The organism is Streptomyces sp. NPDC057302, from assembly GCF_042667685.1.
Classification (GTDB): domain Bacteria; phylum Actinomycetota; class Actinomycetes; order Streptomycetales; family Streptomycetaceae; genus Streptomyces.
Map to the genome: position 1 here is coordinate 13374 of NZ_JBHUZJ010000034.1, position 25948 is coordinate 39321.

The 25948-nt window shown below is 70.0% G+C and carries 24 protein-coding genes; 4 read left to right on the forward strand and 20 right to left on the reverse strand.

Annotated elements, in window-relative coordinates:
* Window positions 1-31: 31 nt before the first annotated feature.
* From ACFUPX_RS23290 to ACFUPX_RS23305, 4 genes are all read right to left on the reverse strand, one after another.
* Window positions 32-1195, reverse strand: coding sequence for a 4-hydroxybenzoate 3-monooxygenase (locus tag ACFUPX_RS23290; protein WP_383325721.1), 1164 nt, complete (start codon window positions 1193-1195; stop codon window positions 32-34).
* A gap of 362 nt (window positions 1196-1557) precedes the next feature.
* Window positions 1558-2769 carry a lytic murein transglycosylase gene (locus ACFUPX_RS23295; RefSeq protein WP_383325724.1) on the reverse strand — a complete coding sequence of 404 codons (1212 nt, stop codon included), beginning with the start codon at window positions 2767-2769 and terminating at the stop codon, window positions 1558-1560.
* Between the two features lie 25 nt (window positions 2770-2794).
* Window positions 2795-4072 carry a lipase family protein gene (locus ACFUPX_RS23300; RefSeq protein ID WP_383325727.1) on the reverse strand — a complete coding sequence of 426 codons (1278 nt, stop codon included), beginning with the start codon at window positions 4070-4072 and terminating at the stop codon, window positions 2795-2797.
* A gap of 113 nt (window positions 4073-4185) precedes the next feature.
* Window positions 4186-5400, reverse strand: coding sequence for a glycosyltransferase (locus ACFUPX_RS23305; protein ID WP_383325731.1), 1215 nt, complete (start codon window positions 5398-5400; stop codon window positions 4186-4188).
* 629 nt (window positions 5401-6029) lie between these two features.
* On the opposite strand from ACFUPX_RS23305, the gene ACFUPX_RS23310 reads away from it, so the two are divergent.
* Together ACFUPX_RS23310 and ACFUPX_RS23315 are read left to right on the forward strand one after the other, a co-directional pair.
* Window positions 6030-7196 (forward strand): DUF6801 domain-containing protein, encoded by a 1167-nt coding sequence (locus tag ACFUPX_RS23310; protein WP_383325734.1) that lies wholly within the window; start codon window positions 6030-6032, stop codon window positions 7194-7196.
* Between the two features lie 122 nt (window positions 7197-7318).
* A complete protein-coding gene (locus ACFUPX_RS23315) occupies window positions 7319-8356 on the forward strand; it encodes a WxL protein peptidoglycan domain-containing protein (protein WP_383325737.1) in 1038 nt (345 codons plus the stop codon).
* Between the two features lie 175 nt (window positions 8357-8531).
* On the opposite strand, the gene ACFUPX_RS23320 is transcribed toward ACFUPX_RS23315, so the two are convergent.
* Entirely contained in the window at window positions 8532-9563 is a 1032-nt protein-coding gene (locus ACFUPX_RS23320; protein WP_383325740.1) for a DUF6801 domain-containing protein, read from the reverse strand.
* A 414-nt stretch (window positions 9564-9977) separates the two neighbouring features.
* On the opposite strand from ACFUPX_RS23320, the gene ACFUPX_RS23325 reads away from it, so the two are divergent.
* Together ACFUPX_RS23325 and ACFUPX_RS23330 are read left to right on the forward strand one after the other, a co-directional pair.
* Complete coding sequence (locus ACFUPX_RS23325) at window positions 9978-11249, forward strand: DUF6801 domain-containing protein (protein ID WP_383325743.1); 1272 nt, start codon at window positions 9978-9980, stop codon at window positions 11247-11249.
* Between the two features lie 99 nt (window positions 11250-11348).
* Window positions 11349-12506 carry a DUF6801 domain-containing protein gene (locus tag ACFUPX_RS23330; protein WP_383325746.1) on the forward strand — a complete coding sequence of 386 codons (1158 nt, stop codon included), beginning with the start codon at window positions 11349-11351 and terminating at the stop codon, window positions 12504-12506.
* 67 nt (window positions 12507-12573) lie between these two features.
* Here ACFUPX_RS23330 and ACFUPX_RS23335 read toward each other — a convergent pair whose 3' ends face one another.
* The 15 genes from ACFUPX_RS23335 to ACFUPX_RS23405 form a co-directional block, all read right to left on the reverse strand.
* Window positions 12574-13320, reverse strand: coding sequence for an SAM-dependent methyltransferase (locus ACFUPX_RS23335; protein ID WP_383325749.1), 747 nt, complete (start codon window positions 13318-13320; stop codon window positions 12574-12576).
* 158 nt (window positions 13321-13478) lie between these two features.
* Entirely contained in the window at window positions 13479-14501 is a 1023-nt protein-coding gene (locus tag ACFUPX_RS23340) for an HTTM domain-containing protein (protein ID WP_383325752.1), read from the reverse strand.
* On the reverse strand, window positions 14498-15136 hold the full coding sequence (locus ACFUPX_RS23345; protein WP_383325755.1) for a DUF5819 family protein: 639 nt from the start codon (window positions 15134-15136) through the stop codon (window positions 14498-14500). The genes ACFUPX_RS23340 and ACFUPX_RS23345 overlap by 4 nt, the downstream gene beginning before the upstream one ends.
* 11 nt (window positions 15137-15147) lie before the next feature.
* Window positions 15148-15726: a hypothetical protein gene (locus ACFUPX_RS23350; protein WP_383325758.1), complete on the reverse strand. Its 579-nt coding sequence runs from the start codon at window positions 15724-15726 to the stop codon at window positions 15148-15150.
* Window positions 15727-15739: 13 nt separating this feature from the next.
* Window positions 15740-16387 (reverse strand): hypothetical protein, encoded by a 648-nt coding sequence (locus ACFUPX_RS23355; protein ID WP_383325760.1) that lies wholly within the window; start codon window positions 16385-16387, stop codon window positions 15740-15742.
* Between the two features lie 11 nt (window positions 16388-16398).
* The gene (locus ACFUPX_RS23360) at window positions 16399-16947 is read right to left on the reverse strand and encodes a hypothetical protein (protein ID WP_383325763.1); all 549 of its coding nucleotides are present in this window, start codon (window positions 16945-16947) and stop codon (window positions 16399-16401) included.
* A gap of 19 nt (window positions 16948-16966) precedes the next feature.
* Entirely contained in the window at window positions 16967-17449 is a 483-nt protein-coding gene (locus ACFUPX_RS23365) for a hypothetical protein (RefSeq protein WP_383325766.1), read from the reverse strand.
* A gap of 154 nt (window positions 17450-17603) precedes the next feature.
* On the reverse strand, window positions 17604-18104 hold the full coding sequence (locus ACFUPX_RS23370) for a hypothetical protein (RefSeq protein ID WP_383325769.1): 501 nt from the start codon (window positions 18102-18104) through the stop codon (window positions 17604-17606).
* Between the two features lie 14 nt (window positions 18105-18118).
* A complete protein-coding gene (locus tag ACFUPX_RS23375; RefSeq protein ID WP_383325772.1) occupies window positions 18119-19330 on the reverse strand; it encodes an MlaD family protein in 1212 nt (403 codons plus the stop codon).
* Window positions 19330-20484, reverse strand: a complete 1155-nt coding sequence (locus tag ACFUPX_RS23380) for an MlaD family protein (protein ID WP_383325775.1) — start codon at window positions 20482-20484, stop codon at window positions 19330-19332. Before ACFUPX_RS23380 ends, ACFUPX_RS23375 begins: the two co-directional genes overlap by 1 nt.
* Complete coding sequence (locus ACFUPX_RS23385) at window positions 20481-21683, reverse strand: MCE family protein (RefSeq protein WP_383325778.1); 1203 nt, start codon at window positions 21681-21683, stop codon at window positions 20481-20483. Before ACFUPX_RS23385 ends, ACFUPX_RS23380 begins: the two co-directional genes overlap by 4 nt.
* The gene (locus tag ACFUPX_RS23390) at window positions 21683-22780 is read right to left on the reverse strand and encodes an MCE family protein (RefSeq protein ID WP_383325781.1); all 1098 of its coding nucleotides are present in this window, start codon (window positions 22778-22780) and stop codon (window positions 21683-21685) included. The genes ACFUPX_RS23385 and ACFUPX_RS23390 overlap by 1 nt, the downstream gene beginning before the upstream one ends.
* Window positions 22768-23802, reverse strand: coding sequence for an MCE family protein (locus tag ACFUPX_RS23395; RefSeq protein ID WP_383325785.1), 1035 nt, complete (start codon window positions 23800-23802; stop codon window positions 22768-22770). The genes ACFUPX_RS23390 and ACFUPX_RS23395 overlap by 13 nt, the downstream gene beginning before the upstream one ends.
* Window positions 23799-25079: an MCE family protein gene (locus ACFUPX_RS23400; RefSeq protein ID WP_383325934.1), complete on the reverse strand. Its 1281-nt coding sequence runs from the start codon at window positions 25077-25079 to the stop codon at window positions 23799-23801. Before ACFUPX_RS23400 ends, ACFUPX_RS23395 begins: the two co-directional genes overlap by 4 nt.
* Before the next feature lie 35 nt (window positions 25080-25114).
* A complete protein-coding gene (locus ACFUPX_RS23405; RefSeq protein WP_383325937.1) occupies window positions 25115-25936 on the reverse strand; it encodes an MlaE family ABC transporter permease in 822 nt (273 codons plus the stop codon).
* Window positions 25937-25948 lie beyond the last annotated feature (12 nt).

Genomic DNA, 25948 nt, shown 5'->3' on the forward strand with positions numbered 1-25948 from the left:
CGCGAGTGAAGGGGCTCGGGGAAGAGACGGGCTACACGCCCACGTAGTGCTCCGCGAACCAGTCCTGCTGGCTGCGCGAAGTACGCAATGAGGCAAGACGCGAGCGTCGCAGGGAGTTGTGGAACAGCGATTCGCCGTCCGTACCGGACGGGCCGTGCAACAGGCCGATCATCCAGTGGGAGAACTCCTGTGCACGCCAGATGTGTGTCAGGCATCGCGCCGAGTAGGCGTCGAGGCCGGCCAGGTCCCCGGAAGTGCGGGCGTCGATCAGGGCATGGGCCAGGAGCGCCGCTTCGAGCACCGCGAGATTGGCGCCCTTCGCCGCGGACGGACTGATCAGCCCGGCGGCGTCGCCCGCGAGGAACAGCGCGCCGTGACGCAGCGGTTCGACCACGTCGGACTCCAGGTCGAGTACTGACCGCTGCAGGATGGGCCCGCGGTGCAGCGGGCCGTACTCGCGCGCCCGCATGCGCAGTTCCAGTTCGTCCCAGATCCGCTCCTGGGACCAGGCGTCGGCCGAGGTGCCGCGCTCGCACTGCAGGTAGTAGCGGGTGACCTCGCTGGTGCGGGCCATGTGCCCGGCGAAGCCGCGCTCGTGCACCGCGTACCCGACGGCGTCCAGGCTGGGCGGCGCCTGGGCGAGCAGCCCCAGCCAGGTCACGCCGTGATCGCGGTGGTGACGGACCGTTTTGGCAGGCAGGGAGCGCCGGGCCGCGCCGTGACGCCCGTCGCAACCGGCCACGTACCGGGCACGCCACAGACCGGGCCGCCCGTCGGCTTCACGTACCGCTACCGCAGGCCGTTCGCTGTCGGCATCGTGCACGGCCACGGCCTCGGCGGCGAAACGAATCTGCCCGCCGCGTGCCAGGAAGCGCGTCAGCAGGTCGGACACCAAGTCCTGTTGCGGGTAGACGGTGTGGCGCTCTCCTTGACCGAGCCCGCTGTAGTCCAGCCGGAAGCGGCCGTCCCCGGTGCGGAACTCACAGGTGTCGTGCATCTGTCCGCGCCGGTGCAGGCCGTCGGCAAGACCATGCTCGTCGAGGATCCGCACGGTGTTGGCGGCCAGAAACCCTGCCCGTGACCGCGTCTCGACATGGGCGCGCTCGGCCCGCTCCAGGACGACGCAGTCGATCCCGTGGTCCATGAGGATGTTGCCGAGCACAAGCCCGGCCGGACCCGCCCCCAGAACGATCACACCTGTCGCATGGTCAACCGCACGCGGCCGACTCTTCCCGTCTGTCACGAGGCCAGATCCTAAGGAGGTCAAACTCGCTATTCGCGCCTAGATCACCCAAATGCCTGTATCTGATGAAAAAGCAGTCACATGGAATCATCCACCGGCGCACGGACCTCCACGCGCGCCCGCGGCGTCATGGCCATCCACTCGCGCGGCCAGCCCAGAAGGTGCCCCACCATCCAGTGGTGTCCGAACAGGTGAACCGGAACCGGAACCATCCGCGTGGACTCCGCTCTGCACGCGAAACCGCGGCAACGACATCTCGCATACCCAACTCAGCGTCGTCCGAGGTCCAACTCCGAGGAGCAGCAAACCACCTCTTACGGGGTGCAGGAGTCGGGGGGCGTCGAGTCCGTCGGCGAGGGCGAGGGCGATCTCGTCGGTGAGGGCGTAGGTGAAGGAGAAGAGGGGGCCGAAGGTGTCGGGGTGTCGGAGGGGGACGGTTCGTCTGTGGGGGTCGGGTCGTCGGAGGGGGTCGGGGTAGGGCACTCCGGGGCCGTTGGGTCAGGGGCGGAGGGGCCGGGAGTGGTGGGGCTGGGGTGTGGGTCGGTGGGGGTGGGGCGTGGGTGCGGGCGGGTCGGGTCCGGGGAGGAGGGGTCGCCCGGGCGGGGATTCGTCGGGTTCGATGGCTGGGGGCCGATGTTCAGGCCGCCGCCGTTCGGGCGGGTCGCCGGGGTTTTGCCGCCCGGGCCGGGGCTGGTCGGCAGTGGGCCTTGGCCGTCGGGGACCTCGTGGGTGCCGCGGCGGAAGAAGTCCAGCCAAGCAAGGACCGTGCGCAGGTAGGCCGATGAGTGGTTGTAGCTGAGGATCGCTTGGTCCAGGTCGGCTTTGTGGGCCAGGTTGCGGTTGCCCGCACACAGATAACGGCCCGCCGCGAGCGCGGCGTCGTGGATGTTGTTGGGGTCGGCGCGGCCGTCCTCGTTGCCGTCTGCGCCCCAACGGGCCCAGGTGGAGGGGATGAACTGCATCGGCCCCACCGCCCTGTCGTAGGTCGCGTCGCCGTCGTACTCCCCGTTGTCCGTGTCGGAGATCCGGGCGAAGCCGCTGCCGTTGAGGACGGGGCCCAGGATGGGGGTGAGTGTCGTGCCGTTCTCGTCGACCCGCCCGCCGCGGGCCTGTCCGGACTCCACCTTGCCGATGGCTGCGAGGAGTTGCCAGGGCAGGCGGCAACCGGGGTCGGTGTCTGCGAGAGCGTCCTCGGCGTGCCGGTAGGCGGCGAGGACCGTGGCCGGGATGCCGGACTGGGTTCGCACCGCGGGGGCCTCGCTCCCTCCGCCGCCTGTTCCTTTACTGCCACGCAGGGGCGGGAGTTCGGTGTGGTACGCGTCGGCCGAGGGGCCCGCCGGTGGGATCCAACCGCCGTCCCCGCTACCGCTGTCCGGGGCGGCGCCACGACGGGGTGCGCCCAATGGGTCGCCGGGCGCGCCCGATGCGGTGAGTCCGGCCACCGCGACGGCCGCGACGACGGTGCCGGCCATGCCCCGGCGCATACGGCCGCTGGCCTTCTTGCGGTGCTTGTTGTTCGTCGCCATGGCTCACCTCTCGAAGTTGCGGCGCTCAGCAGTTGGGGGTGGCGGGCCGGTCCGCGAAGCGGTCGGCGAGATACGCCATGGCCTCGGCGTTCGCCGCCTGGATCGGCCAGAGGTGGTCGGCGACCGGGGGGTGGCTCGAGGTGTCGTACGTCTTCCAGGTCAGCGGCACGCCTTGGGCGCAGTACTGCTTGTGCAGGGCGTCGGCCTGGTTCGGTTCGACGAGGGCGTCCTGGGTCGCGTGGTACTGGAGTACCGGCACCTTGATCTTCGGGCTGCTGCCGAGGGCGTTCTCCGTGTAGCGGGCGACCCAGGGCGCATCCACGAGCGGGCTACGGGTGACGTACGCCGACAGTGCTTTGTTGCCGTACTTGTTGATCATCTCGAGGGCGCAGCCGCCCGCTTCGAGATCGGCGACCATCGCCCGTCCCGCGTCGTTGAGTACGTCGCCGAACTTGAGCTCCGGATAGGCATTGTTGAGGCCGATCAGGGCGTAGAAGAGGAAGCCGGAGCCGGGGCGGCCGTTGAGCGGCAGGGCCACCTCCATCAGGTTGGCGGGGACTCCCCCCGCGACGATGCCCTTGAGATTGAGTTCGGGCGCGTAGTCGGGCTGGAACTCGCCCGCCCACAGCGCGGCACCGCCGCCCTGCGAGTAGCCGCGGAAGGCGACCGGCGCGGCGGCGGAGAGCCCGGTGGCGGGCAACCGCTGGGCGGCGCGGACCGCGTCGATGAGGGCGGGGCCGAGGGACTTGCCGACCATGTACGTCGTCTTCGGTCCTGGCCGGTAGCCCTCGTAGTCGGGGACGGCGACCGCGTAACCCGCCCTGAGCATGGCGTTGATGACCCACTGCTCGTACAGGGCGCCCTTGGTGATCATCCGGGAGGGGGTGCAGCGGAAGGCGGGGCCCTGGGTGCCTGGCCCCCAACCGACGATGGGCCGCGAGGCGGGGGTGCCGCCCTTGGGCACCAGGACGGTGGCGGTCACCGCGTGCGGCTTGCCGAGCGCGTCGGTCGACCGGTACATCACCTGCCAGGTGTCGGCCAGGGCGCGCGGTGTGGGGGTGCCGGGCTCGACCTTGCGGGAGCGGATGACGTCGCCGGGCTTTCCGTCGGGCAGGGCGGACGGCGGTACGTAGAAGTCGTCGGGCGGCAGCGGCGCGGCGGCGCTCGCGTTCGCGCTGGCGGGAGTCTGGCGGGGCTCGCTGCCCGCCGTGCGCTCCGTGCCCGCAAAGAGCGTGCAGGCCGCGAGGATCAGGGTGAGGGCGGTGGTGAGCCGTCCTGCCCGGCGGGATATCCGTGTCGGCATGTCAGTCCCCTTGGGGGCCGGTGGCGTGTGGTGGCTGGTGGCTGGTGGCTGGTGGCTGGTGGAACAGCGCGTTGACGAAGCCGGTTGCGGCTGGCCGGCAAGCCTGCGCTCGGCTAGATCTGCAACCCCTGGCGCGGGTTCTCCTGGTCTGCGATGGCGAGCTCTTCGAGATGTGCGGCCGCGGTGGGAGCTCCGCCCGCCTCGCGGAAGGAGTGGCTCACGCGGCGGGCGGCCGCGGCGAAGCGGGGCTGGCCGAGCACGACGTCCAGAGCCGATCCGACGGCCTTGGCATCGGTCCGGCCGAACCGCACCCGCACTCCCGCGCCCGCGGCGGTGACCTGGGCGGCGACCACGGGCTGGTCGCCGCGGACCGGGGCCACCACCAGGGGGACGCCATGCCACAGAGCCTCGGTGACGGTGCTGTGCCCGGCGTGGCAGACGACGGCGTCCGTGCGGGCCAGAAGAGCGAGTTGGGGCACGGCCGGGCAGATCAGGAGGTTGTCGTCGTCGCGCGGCGGCCCGAGGACACCGTCGGGGTCGACGACCACGGCGCGCAGTACGTGTGATCGGGCGCGTACGCCGTCGACGCACTGGGCCAGGAAGTGGGCGCCCACCGTGGTGTCGCCGGTGTCGAGCGAGACCAGGACCAGCGCCCGGCCGTCGTCCCGGTCGACCCACCCCCAGGGGAAGTCGGCGGCCTCGATGCGCGCGTCGGGAGCCTGGCCGAGCGCCGGGCCGACGAAGCACACCGGGCCGCGGTCCGGCGCCTGCGGGCCGGTGAGTTCGGTCGTGGAGAAGACCAGTGTGAGCCGTGGCGAGAAGCGTGGGTCGTAGCGGGCCGAGGGGTCGCCCAGGCGCAGCCGTAACCCGTCGAGGAGATCGGCGATCCACTGGTCGAACTGCGGAGTGTCCACGGGGCTGCCCGACAGCTCCGCGGAGGTGGTCGAGGAAGTGACGTAGGGAACGCCGAGCCGCTCGGCTACCAGTGCGCCCGCGACCGTCTGCTGGTCGACGACGAGCAGGTCGGGCCCGAACTCCAGCACTGCGGCCGTCACTCCGGGCGCCATGGCGTACGCGAGCGGCGCGAAGAAGTCGTCCCACTGACACTTCAGGGCCGCCGTGCCGCGCAGATCGCGGGGCATGTCGTCGATGCCGGGTGCGCCCGCGCAAGGGAATACAGGGGTGTCGGCGGCCACCAGGCCCTCCAGGGCGGCGGGCTGCCCGGCCCAGGCCACCTCGTGCTCCCGGCCGGCGAGTTCGGCGGCGACGGCCGAGACCGGATTGACGTGACCGGCCAGCGGCGGCACCACGAAGAGGAAGCGGCTCATCGGGCACCGCCGCCGCACAGCGCGACGTACCCCGCAATGCCCAGGGCCGGTTGGGCATTGCGGGTGTCCAGGTCGCCGGTCTTCGGGCCAGGCCTGCCGCAGGCGCCGGCCCGGCACACCCTGCTCACCGGTCTCCCGCTCGCGTGGCCGGAAGGGCTCAACCCCGGGACCGCGTCCGGGATTGCCTCACAAGACAGCATCAGAACTCCGACCGCTCGGCGACACAAGTACAGGCACAGGCAGGCAGGTAGGCGAGAAAATGCGTTGATTTGAGAATCGAGCCGAAAGCGGAAGCTAGTCGCGCCTCAAGAAACTGGTCAAGAGCAGTTTCACTGCGTACCGAAGATCTGTTGCGGGATGAGTACGGAGCCGGGATCAGTTGTCACCCCGACTCACCCCGGGATTTTGGCATCAAAGCACAAGTCCCGATTGCTGATTACTCACCCCGGGATGAACCAGCCCTCAAATCCAGGCAGCGGAATTCTGCTGGTAATTGACATCTTGACCGCCCAACTACCCGTCAGTAGTTTACCGATCCGAAACAGGACCGTATCTGGCGAAGATAACGACATGTACGGCCATTCTTCCTTCATCCGTTCTGCTCCTTCACGCAGTACGAGAGGCAGCTCATGAGAGCTAATCGAAAGAGAGCCGGGGTGCGTGGCGCCCTGGCCGCTGTCGCGACCGCAGGTCTGGTCACCGGCCTGATCACCGTCACCGGAGGTACCGCCTCCGCCGTCCCGCTGAAGCTGAATCAGAAGTACACCTGTAAGTTCCCGATCATCAACAACGACCCGATCGAAATTGAGATCACCGCCGACATGCCCGCCACCATGAAGGTGGGCGAGACGGTCCCCGAGTACGACATCAAGGCCGTCACCAAGGTCAGCGCACGCGCCGCACAGGGCCTGGGCGTCATGGGAGCGGTGACCCTCGAAGGCAAAGCCACCGCCGACGTCAACGTGACCCTGCCCGGCGGCACCGGCAACCTCCCCATCAAGGTCGTCAACAACGTCGCCAAGGCCAACATCCCCAACCCCGCGGCAGCGTTCACCGTCGACGCCACCGGCAAGTCGCCCGGTTCCCTGCTGACCTGGGCCGACCCCGGCACCGCCAAGTTCGACGTCACGGGCCTCAAGCTGCACAACATGATCGCCCGCGACGCGGCCGGCGCCCCGGTCCAGCTCCCGCCGTTCGGCGACGAGTTCGAGACTGCCTGCACGCTCGACGCGGGCCAGCCGACGCTCCTGCACACGATGGAGATCCAGGGCGGCAGCACCGACCCTGGGCCTGATCCTGACCCCGGCCCCGATCCCGACCCGGGCCCGGAGCCCTCGACGGGCAAGCAGAACGTGAACACCAAGGTCACCCCCAAGCAGGGCGGAGGCCAGCTCACCATGGCCCAGGCGGGCGACACCGTCGCGCTGTCCCCGGTCGAGGAGGGCGCGGGCGGCAGCTCGACCGGCGACCTGCAGAAGGTGACCGTCAAGGACGCCCGTAACGGTGCCACCGGCTGGTCGCTCACCGGGAAGGTCACCGACTTCACGGGCGCCGGCACCATCGGCGCGGACAAGCTCGGCTGGACGCCGTCCTGCGAGACGGCGGCCGGGTCGGCAAGCACCTGTGTGCCCGGCACACAGGGCACGGTCGGCGGGGCGGGCGCCACGCTCGCCAGTGCGCCCGACGCGGCGCAGACCGGCGGCGAGTTCACGGTCGGCGCGGGCCTCGCGCTGGACGTGCCGGCGACCGCGGCCGCCGGTGACTACGCGGCCGTGCTCACGCTGACGCTGACCTGATCCGGGGCCGCGCCTTGGTGGACCGGCCGTCGCACGACGGCCGGTCCACCTCTTCGGCGTTGCTCCGCCCTTCACTCGCCGCCCTTCCCTCCCCTCCCTTCTCCGCTCGCTCTGGGGGCCGCATGCACCTCTTTCGTACGCAGCTCACGCATCACCGATACGCCGCCGTGCTCATCACCGCCCTGGCCCTGGCGCTCGGCCTGCTCACCGCGGGCCCGCCGCCGGACGCGTACGCCGCCGACAACGGCCGCTGGTCCGTCTTTCCCGCCAAGACGGGTAAGGACGGCAGGGACGGCAAGGCGGGCAAGAAGGCCGCCAACGGCAAGGCGCACCGCGCGTACTTCCAGATGAAGGCGGATCCAGGCCGCACCGTGCGCGACAAGGTCACCGTCTCCAATCTCGCCAAGGAGCCGGTGACCTTCCTGCTCTATGCCGCCGACGCGTACAACACCCCGCGCGACGGCGGCTTCGCGGTGCGCGAACCCACGGAGAAGCAGCGGTCCGTCGGAGTGTGGACGCGCCTCGCACGCTCCGAGGTCACGGTGCCGGCGGGCGGCAGGACCACGGTCCCCTTCACCGTCGCCGTTCCGCGCACCGCATCGCCGGGCGACCACCCCGGAGCCGTCATCGCCCTGGACAAGCGCGTCGCCCGCGCCAAGGGAACCGGCGTCGGCATCCGTCAGGCGGTCGGCGCCCGGATCTATCTCCAGGTCAACGGCGAACGCAGGCCCGGCCTAAGCGTCCAGGACGTCCACTTCGACTACGAGGTTCCGCTGCTGCCCGGCTTCGGCAAGGACGCCACGGTCACGTACACGCTCGTCAACAACGGCAATGTGCAGCTCGAGCCGAGGGTCGACCTCAAGGCGAAGGGCCTGTTCGGCCGGACGTCCTTCGACAGCGCGGGCAACAAGTTGCCTGCCGAGCTGATGCCGGGACAGCGGGTGCGGATCACTCAGAAGTGGGCCGCGCCGCCACCGCTGGACTGGGGCAACGTCGAGCTGACGGCGAGCGACAAGGGCGGTGAACTGGTGGAGAGCGGGAGCACCGCCTATCGCACGGTGAACTGGGGTGTCCTCGTGACGCTGGTCTTGGTGGTGCTTGTGCTGATCGTGGGCGTGGTGGTGCGACGTCACCGAGCTCGCTCCGCCGTGCGGAGCTGATGGCGTACGGCATGGCCGCGGGCCCGGAGCGCCGTCGCTGCTCCGGGCCCGCTCTCTGCGCTGCCGTACGGCGGGGAGGCCCCGGGAACGCGGGGCCCCGGGGTGCCGTACCGCAGCAGCCTCAGATGGCCTGCTCGTCGCCGTAGCCGCAGACCACCTCCTCGTCGCAGTAGCCTCAGACCGCTTCCTCGTCCCTCCGGATGCGCCGCGGCAGATAGTGGAAGGCCGCTGTGCCGGCGGCGCCGAGGCCTCCTGCCGCGGCCAGCATCAGGCCGACGCCGGACATGCCGGTCGCCGCGAGGCTGCCCGAGCCGCCGGCCACCTGGGTCCCCAGCTGGGTGCCGGAGGACCCGGAGCCGCCGCTCGAGCCCGAGCTGCCCGCGGTACCGGATGCGCCGCCCGAGGAGCCGCCGGTCGTGATGCCAGGATCGGCTGGGCCGGTGGGGTCAGTGGGGTCGGTCGGCGGGTCGGTGGGCGGATCCGTCGGCGGATCGGTGGGCGGGTCGGTCGGCGGGTCCGTGGGCGGATCCGTCGGGTCCGTCCCGCCGTCGCCCGTGATCGTCATCGTGTGCAGGAGCGTCTTCTGACCGGCGTCGAGCGTGCACTCCGCCGTGAACTCATCCCCGTTGGGCGGAAGTGGGACGGGCTTGCCCGACGCGTCCCTGGCGATCATGTTGTGCAGCTTGATGCCCTTCACGTCGAAGGCCGCTTTGCCCGCCGTGCCCCAGGTCAGCAGCCCACCGGGCGACTTCCCCGTCGCGGTGACCTCGAAGGCCGCGGGGGGATCGGGGATGGCTGCCTTGGCCACGGTGTTGGCGACCTTGATGGGCAAAGTGCCGTCGCTACCTGGCTGGGTGACCACGACGTCGGCTGTCGCCTTGCCCTCCAGCGTGACCGAGCCGAGCACACCCAGGCCCTGCGCGGCGCGCGCGCTGACCTTGGTGACGGCCTTGATGTCGTACTCGGGGACCGTCTCGCCCACCTTCATGGTGGCGGGCATATCCGTGGTGATCGCGACTTCGATGCCGTCATTGTTGATGATCGGGAACTTGCAGGTGTATTTCTGCGCGAGCGACGCCGGATCGGCCCATGCACTGCCGCCACCACCGGTCAGCGCGATTAACACCCCGGCAACTCCGGTCAGGGCCGATCCCCGTACCAGCCTGGCCACGACTTTTCCCGGTTGCTCTCCGCTGCGGACTCCCATGCGGTCTCCCATGTGTGGCCCCACTTCTGAGAATTGACACAATCCAGAAAGGAGTACTGGCAGGTAAGGTGCCCGTCAACCCGATCGGCTCGGTTCGGCACGGGCAGACGGCACGGGTCGCACAATTTGTCATCCGCGCACCATCCCGTACTCACCGGAGCCACAAAACTGCGCGGCCCTCAACTTCCTTTCGCCATCGGCCCGGAACAGACCTTGACCGCCCAACTACTCATCAGTAGTTTGCGTATTCGAAACACCGCCGTAGCGTCTGCAGCAATTCAGTCGGCAGATTCCCTCGCGGCGGCGGATTTCACATCTCCGATTCCCCCGGGACAGCTGGGCCGGCGAGTCCGGAATCGCAGAGGTGGCACCGACGTTCGTTCGTGCCCATTCACGTAGTCCGAGAGGTAGCTCATGGGAGCGCACAAGAGACAAGCCAGGGCACGCAGTGCTCTGAGCGCGGTGGCGGCCGCCGGCCTCGTCACCGGCCTGGTCACCCTGAGCGGCGGTTCAGCCTCCGCCGACCCGGTCAAGCTCACGCAGAAGTACACCTGCAAGTTCCCGATCATCAGCAACGACCCGATCGAAGTCGAGATCAGCGCCGACATGCCCGCCACCATGAAGGTGGGCGAGACGGTCCCCGAGTACGACATCAAGGCCGTCACCAAGGTCAGCGCACGCGCCGCACAGGGCCTGGGCGTCATGGGAGCCGTGACCCTCGAAGGCAAAGCCACCGCCGACGTCAACGTGACCCTCCCCGGCGGCACCGGCAACCTCCCCATCAAGGTCGTCAACAACGTCGCCAAGGGCGACATCCCCAACCCGGCTGCCGGATTCACCCTCACGGCCACCGGCAAGTCCCCCGGCTCCCTGCTGACCTGGGAGAAGGAGGGCACGGCCAAGTTCGACGTCACGGGCCTCAAGCTGCACAACATGATCGCCCGTGACGCGGCCGGCGCGCCGGTCCAGCTCCCGCCCAACGGCGACGAGTTCCCCGCGGACTGCACCCTGGACGCGGGCCAGCCCACCGCGCTCCACACCATGACCATCAGCGGCGGCAGCACCGATCCCACGGACCCGCCGACCGATCCGCCCACCGATCCCCCGACCGACCCTCCGACGGACCCGCCCACCGACCCTCCGACGGACCCGCCCACCGACCCTCCGGGCGATGACCCGGTGAAGCTCAACTTCGGCATCAAGGGCAACTCGTTCATCAAGGCGGCCAACGGCAGCGCCCCGCTCACGGGCGGCATCGACACCCGCTACGACCTGGCCAAGGGCACCTTCGACGCCGACCTGAAGCTCGACCCGACCAAGGGCAAGTTCACCATCATGGGCTTCCTGCCCACGACCGCGGACATCGCCTTCGAGCAGACCGGCAAGACCACCGGCACCCTGGACACCGCCGGGGTCCTGAAGTCGAAGTCCGAGATGTTCGTCAAGCTCGCCAGCGTCAACGCCTTCGGCCTGCCCATCGGCGGCGGCGCCGACTGCAAGACCTCCTCGCCCGCCAAGATCGACCTCGCCAGCGAGGGCCGCTTCCAGCCCTACAAGGGCGGCAAGCTCAAGGGCACCTACACCCTGCCCGGCCTCAAGGGCTGCGGCGCCCTCAACGACATCATCAGCACCTTCATGGCCGGTCCCGGCAACACCATCGACATGGACCTGACCTACAAGAGCTGACGCCACATCACACCGCAGCGGTGAGAGTCCGCATCCCGATCCGGCCCCCCGCCCCTCGAGGCAGGGGGCCGGACCCGTTCCCCAGTACTTGGAGAGGCAGTGCTGAGATTGCGCGCCACAGGGTGGCGGGCCGCGCCCGCCACCGTGCTGCTTGCCGGGCTGATCGGCTTCACTCCCAGCCATCCGGCCGCCGCGGACCCGGCGTCCCTGACACAGACGTACCAGTGCGTGTTCCCCATCATGGAGGAGGATCCGCTCACGGTCGTCATCACGGCGGATCTGCCGGCCAAGGTGAAGGTCGGCGAACAGATCCCGGCCTTCCGGGTCACCTCGGTATCAAAGGTCAGCAAGACGGCGGCCACGGCCCTGCGCACGGTCGGCGGCGCCACCCTCGAAGGGGTCGCCACGGCGGATGTCACCGTCCACATGCCGGAGGGCCCGCTGAACATCGGCCTCGACAACACCATCCCCAAGACACCGCTGCCGCAGCCGCCCGCCGCCTTCGAGGTGACCGCGACCGGCCAGGCACCGGCGCTCACGTTCCGGCAGCCCGGCAGCGTGAAGATCGACGTCAACCGCCTGCTCCTGACGATGACGCCACGGGACACCACAGGTGCCAAGACGGCCCTCGACACCTTCGAGACCGAGTGCACCCTCGATCCCGGCGACCAGAACAAGACCCTGCACACCGTCCAGGTCGAACCGGGCACGGCGGATCCGACCGACCCGCCGGATCCGGGCGGCGAGCCGGTGCCGCTGAACTTCGGCATCAACGGCAGCACGTTCATCAAGGCGGCCAAGGGCAGCGCCCCACTGGACGGGGGCATCGGCACCCGCTACGACCCGGACAAAGGCACCTTCAACGCCGACCTGGAACTCGACCCGACCAGGAGCCAGTTCACCCTGCTCGGCTTCCTGCCGACGAGCGCAGACATCGCCTTCGAGCAGAGCGGAAAGGCGACGGGAACCCTCGACACCGCGGGCAGTCTCAAGGCCCACTCCGAGATGTACGTCAAGCTCACCGGCGTGAGCGCGCTCGGCCTGCCCATCGGCGGCGGGCCGAACTGCAAGACCGTCGAGCCCACCAAGGTCGACCTCGCCAGCGAGGGCCGCTTCCAGCCCCACAAGGGCGGCAAGCTCAAGGGCACCTACACCCTGCCCGGGCTGAAGGACTGCGGCGCCCTCAACGACATCATCAGCACCTTCATAGCCGGTCCCGGCAACACCATCGACCTGGACCTCACTTACGAGAAGTAGCGCAAGTAGCACGCACACGCGGGCCCGGGCAGCCGCCGTGCTGCCCGGACCCGCGCTCATCGGGCCGTCAGCGGGCCATCAGTGCGAAGACCCCCCAGCCGACGTACTCACGCTGGTACCGCGCGTAGTTGGCGGGACCGGTGGTGAGCTCGGCCCGTACCTCGGCGGCCAGCTCGTCATCGGGGTTCCCGTCGAGCCAGCGGCGCATGTTGAGCCACTGTGCCGCCTGGTACCGGTCCCAGCTGTCCTGATCGGCCAGCACCATTTCCACGACGTCGTACCCGAGATCGCCGAACTGTTCCATCAGCTCCGGCAGCAGCAGGAAGTCGTCCCTGCTCCCCGCGTGGCAGGCTTCGGCGGTTGCCTGGTCCGGCACTTCCTGACGCCAGTACGGCTCACCGATCAGCATCAGGCCGCCGGGATGCAGACTCTTGTCAAGGAGATCGACGGTGCCGGCCACGCCGCCCCCGATCCAGGTGGCGCCGACGCATGCGGCGAGATCGACCGGCTCGTCCGCGACGAAGCCGACGGCGTCGTCGTGCACGAAGGCGACCCGGTCGGCGACACCGAGTTCGGCGGCACGGGCGCGCGCCTTTCCGGTGAACACCGTGCTGATGTCCACACCGGTCCCGGTGACGCCGTGGTCACGGGCCCAAGTGCACAGCAACTCGCCCGACCCACTGGCCAGGTCGAGCACACGCGTTCCGGGAGCCAAGTGCAGTGCCTGGCCCAGGTCCGCGAGCTTGCCAGGGGTGATCGGGTTGTGGAGGCGGTGGCTATTTTCGCGAATGGCGAAGATGCGTGGAAGATCCACGAGAGGTGTTCCTTCGGTTTGTTGGGGTCGTGGCGTCTGCGGGAGACAGCCGACCGGAGTCGGCAGCCGTGGCTCGGACCGTCATCAACACACCTCGTTCGCACGCATGGATCTTGAGCCGATGAGTGTAGAGATCCCGGATCGGCGTCTCCACCGAATTACTGCCGCTGCGAGAGGGGCGAGCGCAGCAGCCGGACCCTCCGGACCGCGCCCAGCCAGAACGACGTCGGCAGGAACACCAGATCTCCCACGACGGTGATCGCCGAGAACATCGGCAGCGCCATCAGCACACCGATGCCCAGATGCGTGCCGAGCATCACGACCAGGACCGCGTACTTGAGCCGCGGGATGAACACGAGGACGGGGAAGAGAAGTTGGGAAGCGACGGTCACGTAGGCGAGCAGCGCCATGCCACTCCCCTGCGCCGCCAGCCAGTGGGAGAGCTCGGGGAAGGTCGCGAAGTCGTCCAGGCGCAGGGCGTAGTGCAGCGCGCTGCCGTCCCGCCACGTCGAGCCGCGGATCTTGTAGAGAGCCGCGGTGGCATAGACCGCCATCACCTGGAAGGTGATCAGCGCCATGCCCGCGTTGTGCAGCACGGTCACGACCCGGCGCCGCAGTTCCTCGTACGGCGTCACCGGCCCGGGAGTCGCGCGCGCGGCGCGGCGGGCGTCCAGGGACCAGCGGCGACCCGACGCGCACAGCACCAGATAGTTGGCGAACAGCAGGCTCAGCAGCTCGAACCCGCTGGCGGCGACCGCCGAGCGCATGTAGAAGCCCGCGACGACGAAGGCGAACAGGACAGCCATGAGGCGGGTGTGCCAGCCCAGCAGGTACAGCGCGCTGACCGCGATGGCCAGCACATAGGCGGCCCAGAAGAAGTCAGGGCTTGGGGTGCCCAGCCAGGTGTACCACCAGGACAGGCGGCCGTCGGCGCCGCGTGCCTGGACCGAGGCGCGGAAGAGTTCGGGGGTGTAGGGGGATCCGGGGCCCCAGAGGCGGTCGGCGTGGCCCGCCTCACGGAGCAGGTTGAGCAGGAAGAGGCCCGCGACACCGATGCGGAGGACCGCGGCACCGTACAGCCCGAACGGGGTGAGGCTGCCGGCGCGCAGTCGCTCCCGCACGCGCCGGGTGCCGTCCTCGGTCACGGCGGCCCGCGGGCCAAGGGCCGGGCGCAGGGTCACGGGAAGGCCTCCCAGATGCCCAGGGGCTGACGGCTGGCAGCGGGGGCGGGCCGGCCGGGCGGGGCGATGGGCACGGTGCGCAGGCGCAGCTCGACGGCGTCCGGGCGGGGCTCGCCGAGGTCTTCGAGGCGTACGACGACGGCATTGCGCAGGTACCGCGCGGCGGGGGTCAGCGGCGCCCTGAGCTGGGTGTGCGGTGAGCCCGCGAGGTGGGCGTTGACCGCCTTGCGCAGCACAGTCTGATCCTCCCGGCTGGGCAGCGGGTTGCCCCGGTGGGCGGCGATGTCGTGGGCGGTCAGGTCGATCCACCGGCCGGGGCGGTCCGCGCGCCAACTGCGGGCCTCCAGATGGGTGTTGGCGCGGGGCGGGTCGGGCGCGAAGATGTTCCAGTCCTGGGGGAAGAGCGGCCGCAGCCACGCGTCGGGCTGCGCCGGACGGGCTCTGCCCGAGGAGCCGGAGGAGAGGGCGGGGCTCAAGTGCAGGACCAGGAGCGCCATATGGGTCAGCGCGAGGGCCATGACCAGCAGGGCGGCGCCCCGTCCCGCTGCGCGCAGCGGGCCGCCGAGCGGGGCGCCCCGGGGGGCCAGCGGATCGGGCGGCTCGATCAGGAGGGGCGTGCGCTCCGTGCCGTCCACGGGGGCCGCCCTTACCCCGCCGAGGGTGCCGAGGGTCCGACACCAGGCAGGTTCTCGCACTCCGGCGCCTTGTCGAAGGCCTGCTTGAGTGCGGGGTCGGCACGGAAGTCGTGGGCAGGACCCTGGTAGCCGCCCGTCTTGCCCATGCCTTCGCCGGCCTTCTCCAGCGCCGCCTTCAGCGACTTCTCGTCGGTGACCTTGGCCTTCTTGAGTTGGGATGTGGTGTCGGCGAGGCTGCTGCGGGCGCCACGGAGGTTCTTGAGTGCCTTCTTGTACGTGGCGTCGCCGCCGTCGACGGGTGGTGCGCCGTCCTGGCGCATCTTCTTGTCCAGCGCGCCGAGTTGCCGGTCGAGCGCTTCCATGAAGGTGACGACCTCCGCGTGGTACTTCTTGGCATCCTTCTGGTCCGAGGCGGGCAGCGCCAGCTTGGACCCGACGTCCTGCACGCTGTCGCAGACGTCCGAAGCCCAGTCGACCTGCGGGCCGTCGTCCACCCGTGAACTGCACCCCGACATCACCGCCGCGAGCACGACCCCGAGAGTGGCGGACAGGAGCGCGGTGGTGCGCCGCGTGCGTCTGGTGTTCTTCATGCCTGACTCCCCTTCATCGGCTGAACGTGTCGATGTTCGCGATCTGCCAGGTCCCACCCCGGTGGACCACGTCCACGGCGAACATCGCTGCCGCGTGGGTGGCCGAACCCCCCTTGGCGGTACTGGTGTTGCTCTGGTCGGCGAACACCAGGACCCGGGCCCGGTCTCCGTCGATGACCTCGACCCCGCTGTGCGTGACGGTGGTGCTCAGAACGAGCTTCTGCCGCTCTCCCCCGGCCCGGACCTGCGCGAGCATCTCCCGGTGCTGACCGACTGCCTTGCCGGTGAGGTACTTGTCCGCGGCCTTCTCGGTCCGGCCGGGGTTGGCGTGGTCGTAGGAGAAGACCGCGTCGATAGCCTGGCCGACCGTGCCCTTGACCTCGCTGGTCCGGGCGGTGTCGGTGAGCGCCGCGTTGCGCAGGGCGGGCACGTCGCGCTCACCTTCGGCCCGCGTGTGGGCCAAGACCGCGAAGGCCGCGGCCAGAACGGCGAGCAGCGCGAGCAGCAGGGGCCAGGGCACCCGTCTGCGCTCGCTGCGGGCAGGCCGTTTCCGGGGCTTCGGGCGCGGGCGCGGGACCCGCGGTGCGGGCGTGGGTGTCTCCCGGGCCTTGACCGCGGCCAGCCGCCGCTGCCGGTTGACCATATGGCGTGTCGTCGACATGGATGGGCCCCTCAGTCGGACGGAGTGTCGGTGGGCGTCTCGCCCGCGGGGGCCTGGCCCAGGCCGCTGAGCTTCCAGCCGTCGCCGGTGCGGGTGAGCTCGCCGAGCAGCCGGCTCTCCTTGGTGCTCGGCTTCTTCTTCGGCGGGTCGACCGTGATCCGCATCGCGATCAGGACCCCTGCCCGGCCCTCGCGCTCGTCCAGTTCGGTCACGGCGCCGGACAGCACCTGGGCCGTGGTGACCGTGCGGGCGGCGCGCACCTGTTTCTCGAACTCGGGCCTGCCTTCGCGCAGTTCGTCCAGGAGGCTTCCGGTCGCGGACTGCTCCCAGGCGTCGAGTCCGCGCTCGAGGTCGCGGTGGTCGAGGGTGTTCATGTTCAAGGCGGCCTGTTCGCCCGCCGCGAGCACCTCGTCGCGGGTCGTTGCGAAACGTACGGAGTCGTCGTGGGCCGCCGCGTACCAGGTCGAGCCCGTCCAGCCGGCGAAGCCCAGGGCGAGCGCGCCCGCGGCGGAGGCTAGCGAGAGTTTCGTACGGTGTCGGGATGTCGTCGTACGTGCCATGTCTCTCTCCGGTGGTGTTCTAGCGGGCCTTGATGTCGGTGATCGTCCAGTGGCCGTCGTGCAGGCGCGCGGTGATCGAGAGCTGGGCGGCCGCGGTGGTCGCCTTGGCGCCCTCCCGCTTTGCCCGCTGGTCGAGGAAGACCAGCAGCCGCGCCTGGTCGCCGGTGAGCTCGACGGCTCCTGCCCGTACGACCTGAGTGGTGAGCGACAGCTGCTGCTCGGTGACTTGCCTGCGGAGGGTGCCGAACAGGGCCCGGTAGTCCTTGGCCGCCTTGCCGCGCAGCACGTCGTGCGCGCGTCGCTCGGTGGTGGCCAGGGCATCGGGTGTGTAGGTGAAGATCGTGGTGAGTGCGTCGCTGACGTCTGCGATGACCCGGCGGGTCCGCTCGCTGTCGGTCAGGGCCTGGTTGGCGGCGCCCGGTGTGTTGGCGGTGCGGTCGGTGAGGACCAGGAGTGTGCCGCCGCTCAGGAGCAGGGCGGCCAGGACGAGGGCGAGCAGCACCTGGTTCCTGCGGCCCTCGTGACGATGGGGCGCCGGCTGCACCTGGCTGTGCGCGTCCGCACCTGCTGTGCCCGTATCGGATGTGCCGGCTGGCGCCGCACGCTGGGGTCTCAGTCCGGCGCCCATCTGTATCCCCTCATTCCCCTCATTGCGCTCATTCCGCTGCGGCCGGGACCGCGCTGAGCGAGCTGAGTTTCCAGCCCGCCCCCGTGTCGTCGAGGCCCGCCTCGAAGCGTTTGCGGTCGGTGGTGGACTTGCCGGTGCGTTCGGTCATCTCGACCCGGACGGTGGCGATGACCTTCGCCGTGCCCGCCCGGCTGTCCAGGGCGATGACGGCCGCGTCGGTGACCGTGCCGCGGGTGCTTGTGCCCTCCTGTTCGAGGGCCTTGGCGCTGTCGTCGCCGGTGCGCCGCAGTTCGTCCGCGAGCGGCCCGTCCGCCGCCTTCGTCCAGGCGCGCAACGAGGTGCGTACGTGTGTGCCGTCCATGGTGTTGAGCACCGCGATGTGCTCGCGGGCGGCGTCCAGTGCGCTGTCGCGGGCGCGGGCGTGAGCCAGGTCGTCGTCGGCCCGCGTGTGCGCGTACGTCCATCCCGAGAACCCGCAGAACAGCGCTCCTGCCAGGAGTGCGGCCGACCATGCGCTCCGTCGCCTCATGACTTTCCTGTCGGTCACGACTCCCCCATCCCGAGCAGCCCGCCCAGGTCGTGCGGGCTGTTGGACGGCGCCCGGCTCCGTCCAAGACCCCCTGAGCCCGGCCGGGCGGGTTCGGGCACGCCGCCGCGCGGTGCGTTCCCCGAGCCGCGTACGTTCTGACCGCCGGCGGGGTCAGCGGTGCAGGCCGCCTTGGTGTTGGCGGGGGCCGGTGAGGTGTCCAGGCCGTTGCGGTAGGTGGTGCCGCCGTATCCGGCGGTGCACGGCAGCGGCTTGAAGAAGGTGGTGGTCATGCCGAAGCGCACGCCGTCGGGGCCGATGGCACTGGCTCCGGTGGAGGCGACCTGGGGGATGCGCACCATCAGTTCTTGGGTGCCGCGCTGGCGGGTCACCAGGAGTTCGGAGGTGGTGACGAGGTTGGCGAGCACGACGCTCAGACCGGGATCGGTGTCTTGCAGCAGCGCGGTGAACTGGGTTGCCGCGTCCGGGGTCTGTGCGATGAGTCGGCGCAGGTCGGGGTCGGACTTCTTGAGCTGGGCGGCCAGCTCGGCGGCGCCGCTCGCGAAGGATTTGAGGGCGTTGGACTGCTCGTTCTGGGTGCGCAGCACTGTCTCGCCGTCGATGAGGAGCTTGGTGGTGGCAGGCAGTGACTTCTTGGCCGCGCGGATGAATTCGCTGCTGGTGTCGATGAGGATCTGCAGGTCCTGCCCGCGCCCCTCGAAGCTCTTGCCGAGTTCGTCGACGAGGGTGCGCAGGGCGGCGGTGTTCACCGAGGAGGCGAGCCGGTCGACGCTGGTGAGTACGTCGGTGACCGGTGCGGGAGTTTGCGTGGCCGCGCGCGGGACCACCGAGCCGTCGGCGAGATAGGGCCCCTCATCGGTGCGCGGGCTCAGGTCGAGGTACTGCTCGCCGACCGCCGAGAGGTTGGCGACCTTGGCCTCCAGGTCACTGGGGATCTTCGGCGCCGATTTCTTGATGCGGATGCGGGCCTCGACTCCGTCGGAGGTCAGCTCGACACCTTCCACCCGGCCGACGTCGACGCCCCGGTAGGTGACGTTGCCGTGGCTGAACAGGCCGCCGGTCTCGGCTAGTTGGACCTTGACCGTGTAGTAGTTGCGGGCGCCCACGTACCGCCCGAGATCGGCGTACGTCGTCGCGATGTAGGCGAGGACGAATACGCCGAGAACGAGGAAGGCGATGTTCTTGAGGTGGGTGGAGCGGGTGAGCACTAGGAGTCGCCTCCTGAGGTTGCGGTGACCGCGGGCAGCGGCAGGGACGAGCGCGTGGCACTGCCGCCGCCCCCGCGGACCGGTGGCACGATCTCCGTGCCGGGGGCCGCGGCGATCTTCAGGTAGACGTTGAGGTAGTCGCCCTTGACTCCGGTGAGCACCTCGTCCGTGAAGGGATAGGTGAACATGACCTGGAGCGACTGGGGCAGGTCGGCGCCCGAGTCGGCGAGGTTCTTCAGGACCGGGGCCAGGGCCTTGAGGTCGGCCACCAGGTCGTCCTTGGTGCGGTCGACGGTGTCGACGGCGACCGTGGAGAGCGAGTCCAGGGCGCGCAGCATGCCGACGAGGGAGGAGCGCTGGTCACTGAGGACCTTCAGGCCGGGCGGCAGGTCCCGCAGGATGTCGCCGATCTTGCGGTCGCGGGTGGCGAGGGTGGTGGAGAGCCGGTTCATGCCGTCGAGGGCGGCGGTGATGTGTTTCTTGTTCTTGTTCAGGCTCTTCGCGGTGGTGTTGACCTGCCGCAGCAGGGAGCGGATGTCGCCTTCCTTGCCGCCCAGTGCCTTGTTGAGTTCGCGGGAGATGGTCTGGATCTGCTGTACGCCGCCTCCGCTGAGCACCATGGACAGGGCGCCGAAGACTTCCTCGATCTCAGGGTTGCGGTTGGTGCGGGCAAGCGGGATGACGTCCCCGTCGCGCAGTCGGCCCCGGTTGGCTGCGTACGCCGCCGTGGTGCCGGCCTTGGTGTCCTGGAGGTCGGGGCGGGCGCGCATGTCCTTGGGGGCGACGAGCTGGACGTACTTCTCGCCCAGGACGCTGGATTGCTCGAGATTGGCGTAGGCGTTGGCGGGCAGCCGTACGCCGCCGTTGACCTTGAGGGTGACGCGGGCGGCCCAGCCGTTGTCGGCCAGCGATACCCGGGTCACCCGGCCGACGTCCACGTCGTTGACCTTGACCGCGGAGTGCGGGAAGAGACTGACGACGTCGCGGAACTCGGCGGTGATCTCGTAGGGGTGGTCGCCGAGGTCGGCTCCGCCCGGCAGCGGCAGATCCTGCAGGCCCTCGAAGTCCGGCAGGCCGCCGGCGCCCAGTACCAGGCCGACCAGGGACACGCTCAGGGAGAGGCCCATCGCGATGCGTGCGCTACGGCGCTTCATGGCCGTCCTCCCCCGGCGTTCTTGGCCGTGGCGTATACGGTGCCGACCGGCGGCAGCGGCAGCATGGGCAGCTTCTTGGCCCGCTTGTCGGGGAGGGCGACGAGATCCTCCGTGCCGCTGCGCTGGGCGCCGTTCGCTGCGGCCAGTTCGTTGATGTTGGCGCGGCCGTCGATGGTGCGGGTGCGCGGGTTGTACGCCTGGTCGAGGTTGGCGGCGGCCAGCGGCAGGACGTCCAGGGCTTCGGCCACCGAGGCCCGCTGCTCGACGACGGAGCGGGTCAGGCCTGCCAGCTTGTCCACGTTCGACTTCAGGCGGCCCCGGTTGTCCTTGATGAAGCCCTTGACCTGGCCCAGCGCCGTGCCGAGCTCCTTGAGGGCGCCCGCGAGGTCGTCCTTGTCCGCGGCGAGGAAGCCCGCCACTTCCGACAACTGCGTTTCGGCGCGGGCCACTTGGCCGTCCTTGCGCTTGAGCATGCTGATGAACTCCTGCAGCTGCTCGACGGTCTTGACGAGGTCGCCGCTGTTGCCGTTGAGGACGGCGGAGGCGCCGCCGAGCTGGTGGATGGTGTCGCCGATGTCCTTGCCGTTGCCGTGGAGGTTCTTCGCTCCGGTCTCGACGAGCCCGGCCAGGGCGCCGTCCTTGTTCGCCCCGTCGGGCCCCAGCGCGTCGCTCAACTGCGTGACGCTCTTGAGGAGTTCGTCGACCTCGACGGGGGTGGCGGTGTGCTCGGCGCCGATGACATCCCCGTCGCGGATCTGCGGTCCGCTGCTGTAGGCGGGGCTGAGCTGTACGAACCGCCCTGACACCACGCTGGGGGCGACCACGACGGCCTGTACGTGGGCGGGCACCTTGACTCCTTCGTCGAGGGTGAGCCGCACCCGTACCTGTCTGCCCTGCGGCCGGATCTCCTGGACGCTGCCGACGCGGACCCCGAGCACTTTGAGGTCGGATCCTTCGTGGACGGCGACGGCCCGGTCGAAGTAGGCGGTGATGTGCTTGCCGTCCCCGCCGCGCGCCAGGGTCCTGACTCCGGCGATCCCGCCCGCGGCAAGGAGCGTGAGGGCGAGGAGGATGGCCACGAGCCGTCCGCCCCACAGGGCGCCGGTCGCGTCCGCGATCCGCTCGCCGAACCCGACTCTCGCGCGGTGGTGTGCGCGGGCCTGCGCTGGGGTGCGGGCCCCCGCCCGGGTGCGGGCCATCAGCGTCCGCCTCCCTGTTTCGGCGGCATGCATCCGGTGGCCGGGTCCGTGCCCGCGGGCAGATACTCCTTGGGGACGAGCCCGCAGAGGTAGCCGTCCATCCAGCGCCCATTGCCCAGCGTGTTGCCGACGAGCCGGTAGTACGGTCCGGCGGCGGCGAGGGCCTTGTCCAGGTTCTTCTGGTTCTTGCTCAGCACGCCGGTGACGCGGTCGAGCGCGGCGAGCGCGGGGCCCAGTTCGCGCTCGTTGTCGTCGACGAGGCCGCCGATCTCGGTGCCGAGGTCGCGGGCGCCGGTGAACAGTGCGTGGAGGGACTTGCGGCGGTGGCGTACCTCCTCAAGCAGTAGATTGCCGTTGTCGAGCAGCCGCTCGAACTGCTTCTTCTTGCTGTTCACGGTGGTGGTGAACTGGGCTGATCCATCCAGGAGTTCGGACAGTTCGTCGTTGCGCGTGGAGACCGTCTTGGAGAGTGCGCTCAGGCCCTTCATGGCCTTGCGGACGTGCGGCGGGGTGTTCTTGAAGGTCGCGGAGAGGGCCTGGAAGCTCTTGGCGAGCTGGTCCTCGTCCAGCGCACCACTCGTGCGGCTCAGGCCGTTGAACGCTTCCATCACGTCGTACGGGGAGGTGGTGCGGCGGGTGGGGATGCGCTTGCCGGGGTCCTGGCGGCGGCTGCCGAGCGGGTCGACGGCGAGGTATTTGGCGCCCAGGAGGGTCTTGATGGCGATGCCGATGGTGCTGCGGTCACCGATCCAGGCGTCCTTCACCTCGAAGGTGACCTTCACCTTGGGGCCGTCCAGGGCGACGTCCTGCACCTTGCCGACACGTACGCCCGCGATCCGCACCTCGTCGCCCGCCTTGAGTCCCACCGAATCGCGGAAGTCGGCGCTGTAGCGGGTGCCGGCGCCGATCACGGGCAGCGATGGGGCGTTGTAGGCGAGCAGCCCGATGAGGGTCATGGCAAGGAGCCCGGCCAGGGCGACGGACACCGGGTTGCGCTCGTTGACGGGTTTGATGCGGGGGCGCCGCAGCCGGGGCAGCTTCGGGCCCGGCCGCTTCACACCTGAAGGCTTCCTGCCGGGTCGCTTCATGCGCGACACCTCGCATCCTTGATCGCGAGGCCGGTCGGCGGCGGGCTGTCGTCGTAGGTCGAGACACCGCTGACCTTCGCCTCGCAGAGATAGAGGTTCAACCAGGAGCCGTAGGAAGCCATGCGGGAGATTGCGGCCATCTTCTGTGGTGTCTTCTCCAGGAAGTTCTCGACCAGGGGCTCGTGGTCGGCAAGGGTCTTGGACACCCGCCCCAGATCACGGATGCCGTCCTTCAGGGGTGCCCGGCTCTTGCCGAACAGGTCCGCTGTGCTCACGCTGAGCCTGGCCAGCGAATCGACGGACCGGCCGACACTCTTGCGGTCGTCGGTGAACCCGGAGACCAGTTTCTCGACCGTGCCGATGAGTTCGGTGAAGCCCTTCTGGCGGGTGTTGACCGCGGTGAGGACGCGGTTGAGGTTGGTGATGACCTCCCCGATCACCCGGTCCTTGGCGGCGACCGTGGTGGTCAGCGAACCGACGGTCGACAGCAGGCTCTCGACCGTGCCGCCCTCGCCCTGAAGGACCTGCACGATCGACCCCGCGAGCTCATTGGTGTCCTGCGGGGACAGGCCCTGCATCAGCGGCTGGAACCCGTTGAACAGCTGGGTCAGGTCCAGCGCCGGGGTGGTGCGGCTCAGCGGGATGCTCTGCCCCGGCTCCAGGGTGCGCCCGACCGGTCCGGCCCCGCGGCGCAGATCGACGAAGCGCTGCCCGAGCATGTTCAGGTACTTGATGGACGCCGTCGCGGAGGCAGGCATCCGCCGCCGGCCCTCCAGCGTGAACTCAACCTGTGCGTAGCGGCGTTGGACGACCTCGACCGATGACACCTGGCCCACCTTCACCCCGGCGATGCGCACCGAGTCGCCCTCGTTGAGCCCGGTGGCATCGGTGAACCAGGCCTTGTAGCTGCGACTCCCGCCGACATCGGTGCCCGCGACGCTCAGGGCCAGGACGGTGGTGGCCAGGGCGGTCACCACGATGAAGATCAGTGATTTGACGACGGGTCCGGCAAGGCTGCGCTGTCCGCTCACTTCAGCTTCACCTCCGCCCCGCGGAAGGCCGCTCCGGCGAGCACACTGGACCAGTCGGGCAGGGAGCCGTGCCGGTCGTGGTCCGGTGCGGCGAGAAGTTCGGTGACCAGCGTGTTCTCCTGGGGCGAGTTGGCCACTCCGAGCCCGCCGGACACCCCGCTCAGGGTGGTGGCCGTGCTCTGCCGCGCGGCGTACGAGCCGCCCGTGTAGGGGACGGGGTAGCAGCGTGGCCCGCCGCCCACGTCGTAGCGGGGCGCGTCCCGGCCCGGCGCATAGGCGCCCCGCGAGGGCACGACCCGCACGTCGACCCGCAGGCCGGGCCGGTCGGTGCCCTTGCCCAGGGCGGCGTCCATCTCCGGCACGAAGTCGGCGACCGTGCTCAGGGTGCAGGGGAAGGCGGGCGCGTACCGGGCGAGGATCTCCAGGGTGGGGCGGCTGGTGGCGGTCAGCCGGATGAGGTTGGCCCGGTTGCCGCGCAGCCAGCTGCCGGTCTCCTGGGAGCTGCTGGTGACGGACGCGTACAGCGTGGACAGTTCGGCTCGCCGGGCGGCGATGGTGGCGCTCGTGGTGGTGGCATCGTGCAGCGCGTCGACCAGGTCGGGGGCCGCGTCGGCGTAGGTGTCGCTCAGCTCGGCCAGTGCCGTGATGTCGCGGTTGAGGGAGGGCAGATGGGGGTTGAAGTCCTTCAGGTAGCCGTTCAGCTCCACCAGCGCGTCGCCGATCTCCTCGCCCCGTCCTTCGAGGGCCCGGGCGAGGGCGGACAGCGTGGCCGACAGCTTCTGCGGCTGTACGGCGGTCAGCAGGGGTAGCAGATTGTCCAGGACCTGCTCCAGCTCGACGGCGCTGCGGCTGCGGTCCTGCGGGATGACGCTGCCTGCGGCGAGCGGACGCGACGAAGGGTTTTCGGGCGGTACGAGGGCCACGTACCGCTGTCCGAACAGGGTCGTCGGCAGCAGCTGGGCCCGCACGTCGGACGGAACCCGACCGATCTTGTCGGGCTGCAGGGCGAGGGTGAGCCGTGCGGTGCGGCCGCCGGTGTCGATCTTCTCGACCTCGCCGACGACGACGCCGCGCAGCTTGACCTCGGCGCTGGGGTGCATCTCGCTGCCGGCCCGCCCCGTCTCGACGACGACGGTCGCCGTGTCGGTGAACTCCTTCTCGTAGACGGCGATCGAGAGCCACACCAGCAGGGCGGGCACCACGAGGTAGACCACTCCGGCAAGCCGTCTGCGGCGGGCGAGGGCGCCCTGGCTGGGGCGCGTGCGCGCCGCGGGCATCGCCACCGGACGGGTCGGAGTCTTCGGCGGGGCGCTCATCCGGCGACCTTCACGGTGGTCGTGGCGCCCCACAGCGCCAGGCTGAGGAAGAAGTCGGTGACGCTGATGAGGACGATGGCGGTGCGCACCGAGCGGCCGACGGCCACCCCTACTCCGGCGGGGCCGCCCGAGGCACGGAAGCCGTAGTAGCAGTGCGCGAGGATCACGAGCACGCTGAAGATCAGCACTTTGAGGAAGGACAGGAGTACGTCCGTCGGGACCAGGAAGAGGTGGAAGTAGTGGTCGTAGGTGCCCGTGGACTGCGCGTTGAACAGCACGGTCGTCGCCCGTGAGGCCAGGTAGGAGCCGAGCAGCCCGATGCCGTACAGCGGGATGACGGCGATGGCCCCGGCCACGATGCGGGTGCTGACCAGGAAGGGGGTCGAGCGCACGCCCATGCTCTCCAGGGCGTCGACCTCTTCGTTGATGCGCATCGCGCCGAGTTGCGCGGTGAAGCCCGCGCCGACCGTGGTGGACAGGGACAGAGCGGCGACGAGCGGGCCGATCTCGCGGGTGTTGAAGTAGGCGGAGACGAAGCCGGTGAACGCGTCGGTGCCGATCTGGCTGAGCGCCGCGTACCCCTGAAGGCCCACGACCGTGCCGGTGAAGACGGTGATGCCGATCATCACGCCGACGGTGCCGCCGATCACGCCGAGCCCGCCGCTGCCGAAGGCGACCTCGGCCAGCAGGCGCTGGATCTCCTTGGGGTAGCGGCGCACGGCGCGCGGGATCCAGAACAGCGCCCGCAGGTAGAAGAGGAGCTCGTCGCCGGGCCGGTCCAGCCAGGCGAAGGCGCGGCTCTTGCCGCCGCGTTCCATGAGGGCCATGGC

Bases quoted from the DNA above. Each gene is read 5' to 3' on its own strand.
- ACFUPX_RS23355 (WP_383325760.1), bottom strand. From the start codon at position 16,387: ATGTCGACGACACGCCATATGGTCAACCGGCAGCGGCGGCTGGCCGCG.
- ACFUPX_RS23400 (WP_383325934.1), bottom strand. From the start codon at position 25,079: ATGCCCGCGGCGCGCACGCGCCCCAGCCAGGGCGCCCTCGCCCGCCGC.
- ACFUPX_RS23385 (WP_383325778.1), bottom strand. From the start codon at position 21,683: ATGGCCCGCACCCGGGCGGGGGCCCGCACCCCAGCGCAGGCCCGCGCA.
- ACFUPX_RS23295 (WP_383325724.1), bottom strand. From the start codon at position 2,769: ATGGCGACGAACAACAAGCACCGCAAGAAGGCCAGCGGCCGTATGCGC.
- ACFUPX_RS23320 (WP_383325740.1), bottom strand. From the start codon at position 9,563: ATGGGAGTCCGCAGCGGAGAGCAACCGGGAAAAGTCGTGGCCAGGCTG.
- ACFUPX_RS23305 (WP_383325731.1), bottom strand. From the start codon at position 5,400: ATGAGCCGCTTCCTCTTCGTGGTGCCGCCGCTGGCCGGTCACGTCAAT.
- ACFUPX_RS23370 (WP_383325769.1), bottom strand. From the start codon at position 18,104: ATGAGGCGACGGAGCGCATGGTCGGCCGCACTCCTGGCAGGAGCGCTG.
- ACFUPX_RS23300 (WP_383325727.1), bottom strand. From the start codon at position 4,072: ATGCCGACACGGATATCCCGCCGGGCAGGACGGCTCACCACCGCCCTC.
- ACFUPX_RS23350 (WP_383325758.1), bottom strand. From the start codon at position 15,726: ATGAAGAACACCAGACGCACGCGGCGCACCACCGCGCTCCTGTCCGCC.
- ACFUPX_RS23310 (WP_383325734.1), top strand. From the start codon at position 6,030: ATGAGAGCTAATCGAAAGAGAGCCGGGGTGCGTGGCGCCCTGGCCGCT.
- ACFUPX_RS23315 (WP_383325737.1), top strand. From the start codon at position 7,319: ATGCACCTCTTTCGTACGCAGCTCACGCATCACCGATACGCCGCCGTG.
- ACFUPX_RS23380 (WP_383325775.1), bottom strand. From the start codon at position 20,484: ATGAAGCGCCGTAGCGCACGCATCGCGATGGGCCTCTCCCTGAGCGTG.
- ACFUPX_RS23325 (WP_383325743.1), top strand. From the start codon at position 9,978: ATGGGAGCGCACAAGAGACAAGCCAGGGCACGCAGTGCTCTGAGCGCG.
- ACFUPX_RS23405 (WP_383325937.1), bottom strand. From the start codon at position 25,936: ATGGAACGCGGCGGCAAGAGCCGCGCCTTCGCCTGGCTGGACCGGCCC.
- ACFUPX_RS23360 (WP_383325763.1), bottom strand. From the start codon at position 16,947: ATGGCACGTACGACGACATCCCGACACCGTACGAAACTCTCGCTAGCC.